At 54.7% G+C, this 13304-nt stretch carries 12 protein-coding genes; 3 read left to right on the forward strand and 9 right to left on the reverse strand.

The genetic code is table 11. The features are described 5' to 3' along the window. Positions 1–85: 85 nt before the first annotated feature. The 6 genes from ACGY09_RS02120 to ACGY09_RS02145 form a co-directional block, all read right to left on the reverse strand. On the reverse strand, positions 86–1051 hold the full coding sequence (locus ACGY09_RS02120) for a nucleotidyl transferase AbiEii/AbiGii toxin family protein (protein WP_397570286.1): 966 nt from the start codon (positions 1049–1051) through the stop codon (positions 86–88). Between the two features lie 18 nt (positions 1052–1069). Next, a complete protein-coding gene (locus ACGY09_RS02125) occupies positions 1070–1540 on the reverse strand; it encodes a hypothetical protein (RefSeq protein ID WP_397570287.1) in 471 nt (156 codons plus the stop codon). Between the two features lie 648 nt (positions 1541–2188). Next, complete coding sequence (locus ACGY09_RS02130) at positions 2189–3628, reverse strand: hypothetical protein (RefSeq protein WP_397570288.1); 1440 nt, start codon at positions 3626–3628, stop codon at positions 2189–2191. Between the two features lie 357 nt (positions 3629–3985). Continuing rightward, positions 3986–4273: a hypothetical protein gene (locus ACGY09_RS02135; RefSeq protein ID WP_397570289.1), complete on the reverse strand. Its 288-nt coding sequence runs from the start codon at positions 4271–4273 to the stop codon at positions 3986–3988. A gap of 608 nt (positions 4274–4881) precedes the next feature. Further along, a complete protein-coding gene (tnpC, locus tag ACGY09_RS02140; RefSeq protein WP_397570290.1) occupies positions 4882–6282 on the reverse strand; it encodes an IS66 family transposase in 1401 nt (466 codons plus the stop codon). 106 nt (positions 6283–6388) lie between these two features. Further along, complete coding sequence (locus tag ACGY09_RS02145; protein WP_397570291.1) at positions 6389–7084, reverse strand: hypothetical protein; 696 nt, start codon at positions 7082–7084, stop codon at positions 6389–6391. A 465-nt stretch (positions 7085–7549) separates the two neighbouring features. On the opposite strand from ACGY09_RS02145, the gene ACGY09_RS02150 reads away from it, so the two are divergent. The 3 genes from ACGY09_RS02150 to ACGY09_RS02160 all read left to right on the forward strand — a co-directional run bounded on the left by ACGY09_RS02150 (position 7550) and on the right by ACGY09_RS02160 (position 9329). Then, entirely contained in the window at positions 7550–7741 is a 192-nt protein-coding gene (locus ACGY09_RS02150) for a hypothetical protein (protein WP_397570292.1), read from the forward strand. A 64-nt stretch (positions 7742–7805) separates the two neighbouring features. After that, the gene (locus ACGY09_RS02155) at positions 7806–8936 is read left to right on the forward strand and encodes a transposase (RefSeq protein ID WP_397570293.1); all 1131 of its coding nucleotides are present in this window, start codon (positions 7806–7808) and stop codon (positions 8934–8936) included. Positions 8937–9179: 243 nt separating this feature from the next. Further along, positions 9180–9329, forward strand: a complete 150-nt coding sequence (locus tag ACGY09_RS02160; RefSeq protein WP_397570294.1) for a hypothetical protein — start codon at positions 9180–9182, stop codon at positions 9327–9329. A gap of 458 nt (positions 9330–9787) precedes the next feature. Here ACGY09_RS02160 and ACGY09_RS02165 read toward each other — a convergent pair whose 3' ends face one another. From ACGY09_RS02165 to tnpA, 3 genes are all read right to left on the reverse strand, one after another. Then, on the reverse strand, positions 9788–11515 hold the full coding sequence (locus ACGY09_RS02165) for an RHS repeat-associated core domain-containing protein (RefSeq protein WP_397570295.1): 1728 nt from the start codon (positions 11513–11515) through the stop codon (positions 9788–9790). Positions 11516–11662: 147 nt separating this feature from the next. Continuing rightward, on the reverse strand, positions 11663–12913 hold the full coding sequence (locus ACGY09_RS02170) for an IS4 family transposase (protein WP_397570296.1): 1251 nt from the start codon (positions 12911–12913) through the stop codon (positions 11663–11665). Further along, positions 12838–13260, reverse strand: a complete 423-nt coding sequence (gene tnpA, locus ACGY09_RS02175) for an IS66 family insertion sequence element accessory protein TnpA (RefSeq protein WP_397570297.1) — start codon at positions 13258–13260, stop codon at positions 12838–12840. The genes ACGY09_RS02170 and tnpA overlap by 76 nt, the downstream gene beginning before the upstream one ends. Positions 13261–13304 lie beyond the last annotated feature (44 nt).

The raw sequence follows: 13304 nt of genomic DNA on the forward strand, positions 1-13304 counted from the left end.
GAATCAATCCGGCGTATGGCTCTCAATGGAAAGTCTCGCGCCTTGGAATCATGTCAGAGTCCGACGACAGATTTTCCTCTCCGGTTCAGCGTTTTTTAAAAACAGAGTCGAGAGAGTTTGTAAGACGCTGCTGCCACTCCCCGGCAGTGCCAGTGACATGAGGATGTTCTTTCAAAAACTCATTCCACTCTATCGATTCACTTAGAACTCCTATTTGTTCGATCTGAGTCGGTTCTGCCCCGGCAACGCGAAAGGTCTCCCGAATAATGTCCACGCTTGCTCCGAATTTTTCGGCGAGCAGCACGGCATCGTACAGATCCTTGCCCATCGGGTAGGAATCTGACGTAAGCCAAAGCAGTTTCCAGGCAAGCGACTGGTGAGGGCTCACTGCCAACAGTTCCACAGGCGGGAAATCACCAACTGACACGGCAGTGCTGAGTGGCTCAGAGGGAAACTCTTCTTGAAAAACGAAGTCCATCTGAACGGATCCGTTGTATTTGGAATTGGTATGATTCCACGGGACGACAATGCGGATCCCTGAGGCGCGTTCGTAAGTCCAGATATCTTCCATCACGTGCGAGTCTGGTGGGACCAGAATCTCGTCGCCGATCGACGCCCCCTCGATCCCCTCGAGGAGATCTGCGATCAGGCGTCGTGACTCTTTTCCGTGGGCTTTCCACTCGGCGGGAAGAACGACCCAATCCAGATCGCCGGGACGACGAGCCAGTTCCCCAAACCAACTCACCATCAAGGCACTGCCGCGCAGCATCAGGTGCGGGCTCCATCGAGACTGACGGACAACGCAGAGCATGTGCTGCAGGACTGCCAGGCGACTGGAATGCCAGATGTCCGCTTCAAGTCCAGATTCGAAGGCAGGTTCACCTGCCCGATGCGCAGTGAACTGCCTCAATGCCGGATCGAACACAATGGGCCGATTGAGCTCCGGGTTGGCAAGTTCGATACGGAGAGTGGCTGGGTGGGTCGGACGGTTTGGCTGCTTCGAGGAATTCTTCCTCCCCAGAAAGCGATTCAAGATTTCAAACAGTGACACGCGGCAGTCCTTTCAGGATCAGAGCCAGCCTGAGTCGACGGCCAGATTCGAGTCGAAGACGACATACTCTTGTTCCACTTCGGCAATACAGAATCCTGACTCCCGCAGTCGCTCCAGCAATTGGTTCAGTATCGAGCTGGCGTCGACGCGCCCCAGGCCAAAAACCCTCTGCGTCACGAATCGTTCCGCCGTCCCATCTGCACGTTGACGCCTGATGTTCTGGGAGAGTCGGGCACCACGTTCTGCCGCCCGCTGCCGCAGCAGATCCACAGCTTCGAAATCCGACAGCACAACTTTGATATGATGCTCGAAGTACTGAGTCAGGCGGTCGCACGCCTCCGATGTGCACTCAGGAACCTCGTCCCCTTCAATACCCGTTTCAACTTTCACCCGTACCACAGAGAGTCCCCACCGAGCAATCTCCTGCCCAACCTGCGCGGCGACACGAAGCTGCTCTTCAACGGCCCCCTGTCCCCAGAAAGTGATCATCGGCTGAGACGGTCGTTCCCCGCCTTCAAGTAAAATGTGGGTCCACTTCATCCGAGACCGAGCGGCCCAATCGCTCACCCTTTCTGCGACTTCAGGACTGCAGGCGTCGACAGTAATGTGTGTTTCGTAGCAATCCATGGATTAGGCTGTTCAGTTAACGCTTGCGCGCCTCTCTCAGAACGTTCCGCAGTCCTGCGAGGCTTGTTGAACAGGAAGACCGGCTTTCTAAATGTTGATCAACCGTTCAAATGTTACCAAGAATCCCCCGCGGAAGTTCTCATTCTCGCAGCCTAACGGCAAGCCAGTTATTCCTCGGAGGCCGATGTTTGCAGAGGCAGCTTTTCGTTCGGCGATGCCCCAGCTCAGCACTCTCTCTCAAATCAAAGGTGCATCCATTCAATGTGCCCATTGCCTGCTTCCGGCGCCTCGTTACGCATCGAATCCCACTACTGCCTGACACGCAGTGATGGGCCAGCACAGTGGCAGTGCGACGCGGTGACAACAGCAAAGAGCCCGGGATGACATGTATCGACCATTCCGGCTAGCGAAACGAACAACAGCTGCACTCCGGGACTCATTCGCTTGCTGCAATTCGATCTTCGCCGGGCGATGCTGAACGAGGAAATGCGGTGCCCCCTACGCCGCTCTCTACTGTAGAGTGTCGATCAGCTTCAGCAGTTGCTCGACGATTTTTTCTGATGAATCCAACTGAACGTTATTCGTGCCCAGCCAGGTTTCGTAGCCACCGACCGCATGCTGTGCAGGCGTGGGAAGGTAGCCATAGCCCCCATTTGCGAGCGAAATTGTGAACGTGGCCGGGAAGGGACTTTTTTCTTTGATCTCCAGGCCGATTTCTGCAAAGACTTCAAACGGGATCGAAGTGATCACCTGCTCGCCAATCCGAGCCGCCTGCAACCTGGCCGAAATCTCTTTCTGTCCATCCATCAGGCTTTTAATCCGGCGAGCATAGACACTTTCCAAACCGTGTCGCCCCGCTTCTCCTTCGGGGCGTGTAAGGACCGCTGCCACATGCCTGGCAAGTGCTTCATCAGGTTGACGGACCTGCAGAACGAGTTCCGTCTCGGCAAGTTTCAGCGGCACCCAGTCGTGCCACTGCAGCTTCTTCTCTTCGACGGCCGTTCGTTCGGCAAGTTGAGTTGCCACCTCCGTCATCTTTTCAAATGGTTGATATGCTTTCTTGTTTTTGCCCGAGAAGTCGACGTTATTCACATCGCCGCTTGTCCCATTGGAATACAGTCCCACAAATCCCGGAACGGGATTTCCTCCATTCAGCAACGTTCCAATCTGATCATTAAAAACCCCGAAGTAGTCCGCCGAGATGACTCCGCTGGGCACACCTCCCACGTAATGCAGCGAGTAGTTCGCAAGTAGAGAAAGCGGTGTTCCATCCAGTGTCCTGACACTGATAAAGGAAAACTGGGGATCCACCGGACCGGCTGGTCGAACCAGAGCCGCTGATCCGGCCGGAGGGTTCATGCGAACCTGATCTGTCCCTCCGATCGGATTCACCAGAAGCGCGGGATCCGAGACGTACCATCTTCGGTTATTGAGGTGAGATGACTCATCAAAGCTCCCCCAGGCAACCCGTACTGGCTGGACATGACTGCTCGCCTGTTTGACGGCCTCATAAATCCCATTGATGGCCCGCTGCTGGTAAACGTTAAAAAGGGCGTCGCTCTTGAGCATCCAGTCGCCTGAGGACGTTGCGGAATGCGTGTGCGTTGATGACATGATCAGTCCGACGGGGGGGATCTCGCCATCCTTCGCAATCAGGGCCCGTGCCGCGTCGAAAATCCCCCGTGGAACATGCACACTGTCGACGATCACAAATGCAAGTCGCGCCTCTCCATTGTCCAGCAGCAGACAACGCGCCGTGATGTCATCATGAATTTGCGTGGCCGGCGGCATTCCGAAATTGCCGACGATGAGCTCACCCATGTCCGGGTTGATGACGACGCGTGCCGCCCCCGCTTTCAGCTCTTTTCTGGCAGCGGCATCAGCACTGCCAAATGCGCCGAAAGTGAATTGTGAGAGAAGCAGACAGAACAGCAACCGGGCGTGTCTCATCGTGGTACTTTCTTTTGAAAGCGGGAACTTCAATCGTCTTCTGGTCAGTTCGCCATTTGAGCAACACAGTGTCGTGCCGATGGTACACGTCACGTCGTACGTTGAAAACCGGAGGAGTCGCACCGGCCTGTTCAACACAACGTGCGTCTCTACAGTGCTGGGTGGCCCCGGCGGCCGGATTTCAGGCTAACGGGTTGACTGAGCCGCAAGTAGTTGCCGTCGCAACTGACAACGATCAGAATTCCGCCGATGGCAACACCGACGAGTCGTCGTTTTTGGGGCGCAAACCAAAAATTACTGGCAAGGGACGCGGACGGCAGTGGTTGTCAGCCCCGCGTTCCGACAGCGGACCGCCCGCTAGATTCGGTCCAGCATGCCATGGCCCAGTCGCTCGGCCACTTCCAAGCGGTCACAGAGTTCCATGAGTTGATCCATCGTGCGACCAATTCTCATCCGGTTAATCGAACGGCAGACGTCTCCGATCAGCATTTCGAGTTCAAAGGGGGACATCGGAATCAATTCAATGTTTCTACTGGACTCCACTCGCTGCAGGGCCTTTGCGATCCCCTCAAATGGGTATCCGTGCCGCATCAGGAGTTTGCGTTCGCTGGGGGTCAGTTCGATATCGATGGTCTTCGGTTTCATTCCAGTTTAGCTTCAACAGGAAAATCGGGCTCAACGACAAGAAACGGGAGCGGCGTAGAGCATACCCCGGAGAACGTACCCGGGGGACAGAGCATACCTTCTCGACGCGAAAGAAACCTCACACGAGGCCGCGGAGTGACAACCAACCTCGGTGGAACTCGACACGAATCTATTGTGTTCCGTGTGACTGACTTTCCCCTTGACCCGGTCCAAAGCATGGAGAACGCTGTTCACATCGAAAACATGAAGTCTCCCCTTGGCTTCTTCCTGAATCACTGCGTTTTGCAGCGAGCTTAGCCTTGTCGTGGCAACGTCAGTACAGCGAGGTGCGACCTCACAGTTCGCGGGGGTATCAGACCCCGGCGGAGTTCACGCGAACGTGTGGTCCTTCCGCTACGGCTCCGGAGAAGACGCCTGCGCCTTCGCTCCAGGCCCTCACGTTCAATCCCATACAGAACTGACTCCTATTGCAACTGGTACGGAAACCACCGGCGGGTCAGCGGCAATTTCCAGCGTTTCGGTAACTGTTAAGCGCACCGGCCCCGGTTCCCGCATGATGGGGACGATTCAGATCGTGACTTGCTTGGTTCCCGAGGGATGTGGGTGGTTCAAGAGGAGTTCTGACTGACCGGCAGTGGGGTGGGTTGCCGGGCTTGGACAGCACGGATCAACTCAAGTCCGTATTGAAGGAACTGACAGCCTTGCTTTTGACATGTCCGAACGATTGATTTGATATTTGCAAAGGCTGTCGCACCCCAATCCGTCCGATTCACTCCTCCGTCGGCACGCGTGGCGGCGACGCTTCGAATGTCTCGTTCGGCCGGTGTGTTATCTGGGGGGACGTGTGGATGATCTAAAAAGGTAAAGAGTTCATCTGCATACTTTCGCAATCGCTTGAGTATGCGATTAACATGGGTGTTTGTGCTGATCGTCGTTGCCAGTTCCCCGAAGCGGTCTGAAATCGCATCACATTGTTGAGTATAAGCCTTCGGCGACAGTTCATCGCGCTGCTTGCCGAGTGCCATTGCCTCTTGAAACAAGGCGATCAGTGGTTCGATGATCCGCTTTGTGCAGATGGCAGGGACTTTCTGGCGCAGGTCGTGCAGTTCTCGCAGCAGATGGACCAGGCAGCGCTGCTTGGTCGCTTCCATCGCGTTGTAGGCGGCGTAGAAGTCCGTCACCAAGACACCGGGCAGCGAGTCTCCCAGTGCCTCGCGAATTACGGCACCGCTTCGAGAATGCCGAATCAGGTAGACGGCAATTTTGGGATTCGAGAAGCACCAGGCCCAGACGTTTTTGCCATTGATGCGCCAGCCGGTTTCATCGGCGTGAATCAAGTTTTGCTGCCGCAACAGATCGAGCAGATCGGTCACAACGGGAGCAAACAGCTTGCCGCCCCAAGCGAGATGTCCCAGTGCTCCTGCCCGACTCAACGGAATTCCCCACCACTGCGACAACAGATCGCAGCTTTTGCCCAGCGAGATCCCCAGATGAGCCCGGCAATACAGATTCAGCAGCCTTGCGCGAGGTCCCAGATGACTGCCCGGCAGTTCCAGTTCCGCACGACCCTGGCTGGTTTTTCCGCAGTCCCGACACTGATACTCATGTCGCCGATAGCGATGGTATTCAGGTTTTGGCTCAGGAATATCAGTGACAAGATGATCATCAAATCGGCCCGTCGGCTCGATTCGGCGACTGCCGCAGCAGGGGCACGCGTCGAGCACCACCTCGTGACATTCAACTTGACCGGGAGGAATCTCATCGAGCTTCGGCGGATCACGAAACACGCCGGGATGCTGCCGAAATGGCTTCTTGCAACGATCCTGCTTCTTGTTTCCCGCAGGCGGCTTGCGATTGGGTTGTGGCTTGTAACCCTGACGGCGAACCCGTTCCAGCTCTGCTTCCAATTCCGAGATCCGAGCATCACGCTCCGCAACCTGGGCTTCCAACTTCGCCACGCGATGCAGCAAAGCCGCTACCTGCTCTTTGAGTAACGCAACATCATCCATGATGCTCAAAATTTACCAAACCCTGGCCACTGGAAAAGCCCAGAATAGCTTAACAGTTACGCGTTTCGCGGGTCATTTGGAACACGTCGTGTCCGCGTTGCCCACTTCAACAGACGATCGCTGCGGCCAATTCAAACTGCTCCTGGGTAAAGTACAGCAATAGTTCATCGCTTGCACATTCGAAATGCTTCCGCCTTATGTTAGGGTTGTTCACGCCATCAAGAAAGCACTGTTCGTCGTAAAGCCGCGGCCGGCTCACTGTGCACATCGCATTATTGATCGCTGATGCCACAAAATTCGCGCTTCGACTAGATGTTGTGACATTCATGACCCAATTGACGACGGACGGCCTCACGAAATTTACTCGATTAACTATCTTCGATAATGAATCGTCGCAGAGAATCGCTCCAAATAACAGGTGATCGCGAGATACTGCCCACCTAATACCCAATATGAATTGACTATCAGAGTTAAAATTGCCGTCGAGTGGAAATGTGTTCTGTAGTTTCTCGGCGAAATGTTCGAGCGCCAGACTGCAAACCTCACCGCATCCAATCTTATCGATCACAGTGGGCACACGTTCCGCGAGAAATTCAAACTTGTAGTCCAAATTTATAGATTCTTCTACGCCCGCGTGACATGCGAACAGCAGTTGCGCAAATACATCAGCCCAGGCTGTCGATGGGGGATCATCTACAACATCGTCAATCGTAACACTTATAACCTCTGCGGAAGGGCCTGCATATGGCGCGTTTGAGATGACCTTTTCGAACAGGTACTCAGGGTTGTTTCCAAAAACCATAGTTAAAACGCTCTCCACTCACTAATGCAATCCAACAGTGACACAGCAAAGGGCAAACATGCAGTGTCCCCGCGCCCTCGCTGCCTATTCTGTTGACACGTAAAGTGAAAAATACATCTTTTCGCCCTTTACCTACTACTTAACCATGTATTACCACGAATAAGCTGGAGATCGCCATCCTGAAACGCCAAAAGAACGCCCCCTGTCTCATAACAGCTAAAGTTTCTTGCATCGTTAGTATTCTTGAGTAGTACGCTTTCGACAATCGCCTGTTTACCGCCAGCGAGAACAGCGTCTCCAGCGCAAATCCTCTCGCCAGTTAAATAGTAGAACTCCATACCGCCCTCCACAGAGAAACAAACAGGGACACAGCATATTTCGTTGACAATTGCTACACAAGCTCGATAGCCTTGAATTCGTTGGAGTGAATTACTCGGGTTTTTCGATTGAATCGGAGGCGATTACATGGCCCGGTTAGCGCGTGCAGAAGTCTTTTCGCCCGATGAAGTGGCGGTTGTGCATGTGATGAACCGGGTTGTCCGGCGGTGCTTTCTGCTGGGGACCGATTCCCTGACCGGCAAGAACTATGACCACCGGGGTACAGGGGCTATAGGGACACAGCATATTCTATTGACAATTGCTACACAAGCTCGATAGTCTTGAAGTCGGCAGCCGTTGGGGTGAATTACTCGGGTTTTGCGATTGAATCGGAGGCGATGACATGGCTCGGTTAGCGCGTGCGGAAGTTTTCTCGCCCGATGAAGTCGCGATCGTGCATGTCATGAACCGAGTTGTTCGCCGTTGCTTTCTGCTGGGGACCGATTCGCTGACCGGTAAGAACTATGATCACCGAAAGGAGTGGATCGAAGAGCTGCTCAAACGCTATGCCGCTTGCTTTGGGATCGACCTGCTCGGCTTCGCGATTCTCTCGAACCACTTTCATCTGATCCTGCGGTCTCGGCCAGATGTGGTTGCCACTTGGGACGATGCGGAGGTCGCCAGACGGTGGCTGCTCCTTTGTCCCATCCGGAAGGATGACCACGGAAATCCCCTGGAGCCGAATCAGGCCGAGTTGGATTTCATTCAGAATGATGCCCGCAAGCTGGAGCTGATTCGCTTGCGGTTGTCCGACATCGGCTGGTGGATGCGGTTATTGTGTCAGACCGTAGCGATGCGCGCCAACCACGAAGACCAAGAGGTCGGCCGATTCTGGCAGAGCCGATTTCGGGCGGTGCGCCTGCTTGACGAAGCAGCCCTCGTCGCCTGTGCTGCTTATGTTGACCTGAACCCGATTCGTGCGGCGATGGCCGACCGTCTGGAGACCAGCGACTACACCTCTGTGCAGCGCCGGCTTCAAGCTCAACAACCTCAATCGGCCTCACGAGAGACCAGCAAACCGAGCGATGCCCCATTGGCTGAGAAGAATCAATCCCGCAGTTCGGCCAGCAAGTCCGACGACACGGCAAAAAAACACCCGTCGTCAGTCGATCAATTTCTGGCACCGTTGCCGCTTAAAGAGCGGGAAGGGAAGACAGGTCCGGTTGCAAACCGTACAGGAGCCCGCTGCAGCGACAAAGGCTTCTTGCCGATGACACAGGAGGATTATCTGCAGTTACTCCACTGGACGGCAAAGCAACTCCCCCGTGAAACGCGACCCCGGACATCACCTCAACTCAAAGTAGTTCTGGGCAAGCTGGAACTGAACACCAACACGTGGCTGTCTCTGGTCAGAAAGTTCGGCAGGCTATTCTACAATGTGGCCGGTCGTCCGCAAACGATCGAGCTGACGCGGAGCCGCATCGGCCAGCACCGACACTACGTCCGCAGCGAAACCCGAGAAGTCTTCTCCTGACGCAGGAGTAGTGCGCCAAGGAGTTCTCGATTTGAAGCGATCGTTTCTAGCGGTCGCCGAAGTGCTCGCGCTGCACGTGACTCGGGGCAGGCGAGAGTGAACTGCAACCGTAACAACACATAGGCAGCCACAATTTCTGGAGTGTGCCTGGCGTACGTTGACGTGCCAACGGTCGTAATCCTGACCGTATCAGACGGATAGTATCCGGTGTTCAGCTCTCACCCCAGAAAAAGCAGTGTCCCCATGGGCGTATCCATGCCCGGCAAGTCGGCGACATTCCGCTACCGAGTGTTGGTCTACGACGGAAGCCGAACCAAAGAACAACTCGACGGTGAGTATGCCGACTTCGCGGCGTCAACTCACTTCAGCATGCTGACACCAGACCTGCAATAAATTCGCCGACGATGACTGGCGAGCCGCCCATTAAGCAACTCGCTGCTACAAAATCAGTCGAAACTGCTAAATTTAGCCACCCTCACAACACCCGCACCCCCTTATACAATGAATTTGGCACGAATTGCGGCCACAATTTGGCCGAGGACAAGTAGGCACGATTTTCTACTGAGTCCCGAATTGCTTTTTATGGAGTTGACATCGAGACCTTTGCCCCGAGTGGAACCTCATGAAGTCCCTTTCCTTTGAAGAAAAGGCTTGTAGCGGCCAAATGGTCCTTGGCTTCGTCAACCGTGAGGCAAAGTTCCACATCATTCGGAAGCACGATAACAGCGGTCTTTCCGTTTAGGGATGATGGGTCTAAGTCAATCCTTCGATCCAATACGACTACAACTCCGGCGCAATGGCCGGTGCCGTGCCGATCTTTGATCTCGAAAGAATCTTTGACTGTGAATACTTCACTTCGGCCTAACGATTGTCCCACCGGGTTCGCCTCCAATTTCAAAAATGTATGACCGAGATTGCCCTAAAATCTTCATTACATCCAAGTCACCTTGAGACGGCCCCGTTGCCCGTGGGTGAGTGTGACCCAACACTCGCCTGACTTGGACCAATCTACCGTCCATCTCGAAGAAGAGTTTGCCATCTTTCTGAATGAAGTCGATTCCATCTCGCCCGCCACTTACGACAACCCGTCGAATCTTTCCTTCTCCAGTAAGACTGACAATAGCATGTTCGGCTTCGTTGACCCACGTTGCGGATTTCCCCTCAGCAATCAAATCAGGGATCTTCTCCCCCGGCTTTAGTGTACGAACAAATTTGGCAGGAGCAGTCTGAGTTCCCTCAACAACATTGAGTGTGACTTTGCCATTTGGAGCATTGCGTCCCAGTTTCCCCTTTAGCCTATCGAAGAGTGTTTTGAGTCGATCACTCAGTCCTTTGAGCAGGTTAGAAGGTATACTCTTACCAAGATATCGACCAACAAATGGAAGTATACCGACGATGTTTGAAAGGGTGAACTCCCCTTTCAAAAATCCATTCATCGATTTAATTGTGCTATCCAAGAAGCCGAGCGTCCCATAGCCTTGGGCGACATTCAAAGCCCATGACGCGCCCTTCGCGATTCCGCCAATGAACAGGGAGTGGACGAGACCCAAGCCATATCCCACATTGCATGGCGTACCGGTGAGGTTGGCATTCGCTTGTGGTCCATATCCGAATTCTCGTAATTTTGTACTGTAGCCAAACGTCAAAGAATCAGCCCAGCATCCGAAGAAGCTATCGAGCGACGCCAAAGTATCGCTCGAATTCCCTTGTGCCGTCGGTTGGTTGCAGTCACTGGGATTCCCGGGCGCTTTCAAGTCATTGTCCGGTTGCGGCGCAGGAGTTGAACCCGGACGTGGTGGCGGAGGCGGCAGCGGGGCGGGTTCCGGTGCGGGAGGTGCAGGCTGAGGTGACGGGGGCGTTGATGGTGCTGCCTGTTGGCCGTCGTAAATTACGGGGATTCCGACAGTCTGGTAGGCTTCCCCCGGTGACAAAAGAGGATCATTCCACATCGCTACGCGCACAGCAGACTTTAGCCTCTGCTTTTGCCACCACGTTAGGCCGTGAAAATTGTCGATTCCGTCGTAAACTATTCCATTCGATTGTGCATTGGCCACGTTGTCCCCGATTGGGACGGGTGGAGTTCCCAAAGGAATGGATTTGCGTTTACCATCTATGAAGTTCAACCCGCTCGGGTCATTTTTGTTAATCGGATCATTGGCGACATAGCGGTAGAAGTTGGAGTCTCCCGCGTCTTCCCTGAGCGGGTCTTCGGATTCGAATCGCCCGGTCTTGGACGCGTACAGCCGTTCCCGGAGGTTGAGCGAGCCTGTATCCGGGTCCTGGCGGTAACCCAGGTCGCCCACGTACTGGTACGGCGTATCACTGGTTCCGGTGTGGTACAGGACCGAACCGTAGGCCTTGTAGCGGAACTCGTCGGTTGTTGTACCGGCGCTATTTGTGAGTGCAGTGGTGGATTGGATGGCGTCGTAGCGGTAGAAGCTGCTGGTGCCCGAGCGACGGTCGCTCACCAGATGCCCATAAGGCTGAAGAAGCCACCAGGGACACACGCAATACCGTTCGGCACGAGATTTGATACGGCTCGTCTGTTTTTTGGGTTCGTTCTTTCTGTCGCTGTTCACGCCCGATCAATCCCGCGAGACAAGGAGTTCGGCGCGACGTGAGGCTAGTATTTAGTGGTTGTCGCTTAGGATATTTATATAGGCGCGCACCCGTTCTCATCGCGGAATGTAGTTCACGCGGAACGGATCTCTTATCAAAGACTCACGTCAGGAAGACGCGGTCTTAAGCTTATCGATGTGTCCTTGGATCTCATCGAAGTCGACCCAGCCGATCAGGTAAAAGCACAACAGCTCAAACGTCCGCTTGGTCGGCATGCGTCCGGTATAAAGCAAGATCAAGAGGCAGGCGATGAGCGCAGAGTAAACCTGAATCTCGACTCCTTGCTGTCGGGTGCTCAGCAGGTGGCGGCAGCCCAGCAGGTGCTTGAACATGCGGAAAAAGAGCTCGATCGTCCAGCGAAGCTGATACATCTCTGCGATCAGTTCTGCGGGAACGTCCAGCAGATCCGTGGCGATTCTCAGGGTTCCATCGCTGCTGGGAGCTGTACTGGAGAACTTGCGTCCCCGCCGTCGACCGCGGCTGGTGTGGGCAGAGCAGCGGACAGAGATCAGCCTCAAGGTATGGTTGGTTCGTGTCTTCTTGTGTCGCAATTCGATGACTTGGTCAGCCTGAACTCCTGCTGCGATCGCCTCGGGCGTGAGCGGTCGTTCCTCAATGGTCTCATACGCCAGCCTGTCACGGACTCGACAGAGATAGCTACTTCCTGCGTCATGGATCTTATTCCAGAGTCGGAACGTCATGTAACCACGATCGATAACATAGCAGTGGTTTGGTTCGATCGTCCGCTCCAAAACTTTTCGTTCGTCCGCATCTCCCTTCGGGTTGGCTGAGGTGGCTTCAATCCGCTTCGGAAGACCACGCAGGATTTCAAAATGTGTATGCAGGCGATAGCCGCACGTTGGTTTCTCGGAACAGTTGGTGATCCAGGCGAGTCGAGCGATCCGTTCCAAGGTGGGAATCACTGAACCATCCACAGCGACCAGGGTCTTACCCAGCCCTCGGAAGCGCTCCGGGGCTGGTGCGTCGGGCAACTGGTCAGCCAGCTCGCGAGCAATCTTTTTGAGCGGTTCAGGATCAAAGAGCTTCACCGATTCGGAGAGGGAGCCCAATGACGTCCGAGGAACCTTGAGTCTCTGCTGGATCTTCTTCAGCTGCGAAACCTGCTGCAGGCCACGCAGCGAGTCGACGATGGGAGAATAGAACCAGAGCAGCACCAGCGTGCAATACTGGTCCATGTGCAGCTGTCGATTTCCCGCTGTATCCCGTGCGGTTCCAACCGCATGTAAACGCTTCAGGAAGGGCCGCAGCACCCGAAAGTACTTCAGACCATGAATATTCTTGACCGAGATCTTGGGCGTTGGTTGGTCATTCGAATCGGGAGCTTGCTCTTTTGGCATCCGGGCACGCTGACATGGCAGATAAACTGACCAAATGACGAGCAAAAATGCCCCTCTGGCATCTTGCAATCAGTATCTTGGCCATGCGCAAATGGCGTGCCGAACAGTATTGGGACACACGCCATCCCGGTTCCCTGCGGGCGGGTGACCTGCGGATCAGTGGTCCGCCGAACAGTTAACTCCTGATCGAGACTCGAGAGCTGACGCCGCCAGTAATGAAACGTCGCCTCCGAAAGCCCGCGACGACGACAATAGCCCCGAATCGACTCCCCCGACGACGACTGACGCTCCCAATGGGAACGCCAGTACGACTCCTTCTCCCGACTCCGTGAACCAACCTGCGACATCTCGCCATCTCCACTCTGAAGGGTAACAAAACCCACTCAGACTA

The organism is Schlesneria sphaerica (assembly GCF_044336245.1).
Lineage (GTDB): Bacteria > Planctomycetota > Planctomycetia > Planctomycetales > Planctomycetaceae > Schlesneria > Schlesneria sphaerica.

Bases quoted from the DNA above. Each gene is read 5' to 3' on its own strand.
- ACGY09_RS02125 (WP_397570287.1), bottom strand. From the start codon at position 1,540: ATGATCACTTTCTGGGGACAGGGGGCCGTTGAAGAGCAGCTTCGTGTC.
- ACGY09_RS02130 (WP_397570288.1), bottom strand. From the start codon at position 3,628: ATGAGACACGCCCGGTTGCTGTTCTGTCTGCTTCTCTCACAATTCACT.
- ACGY09_RS02135 (WP_397570289.1), bottom strand. From the start codon at position 4,273: ATGAAACCGAAGACCATCGATATCGAACTGACCCCCAGCGAACGCAAA.
- tnpC (WP_397570290.1), bottom strand. From the start codon at position 6,282: ATGGATGATGTTGCGTTACTCAAAGAGCAGGTAGCGGCTTTGCTGCAT.
- ACGY09_RS02145 (WP_397570291.1), bottom strand. From the start codon at position 7,084: ATGGTTTTTGGAAACAACCCTGAGTACCTGTTCGAAAAGGTCATCTCA.
- ACGY09_RS02150 (WP_397570292.1), top strand. From the start codon at position 7,550: ATGGCCCGGTTAGCGCGTGCAGAAGTCTTTTCGCCCGATGAAGTGGCG.
- ACGY09_RS02155 (WP_397570293.1), top strand. From the start codon at position 7,806: ATGGCTCGGTTAGCGCGTGCGGAAGTTTTCTCGCCCGATGAAGTCGCG.
- ACGY09_RS02160 (WP_397570294.1), top strand. From the start codon at position 9,180: ATGGGCGTATCCATGCCCGGCAAGTCGGCGACATTCCGCTACCGAGTG.
- ACGY09_RS02170 (WP_397570296.1), bottom strand. From the start codon at position 12,913: ATGCCAAAAGAGCAAGCTCCCGATTCGAATGACCAACCAACGCCCAAG.
- tnpA (WP_397570297.1), bottom strand. From the start codon at position 13,260: ATGTCGCAGGTTGGTTCACGGAGTCGGGAGAAGGAGTCGTACTGGCGT.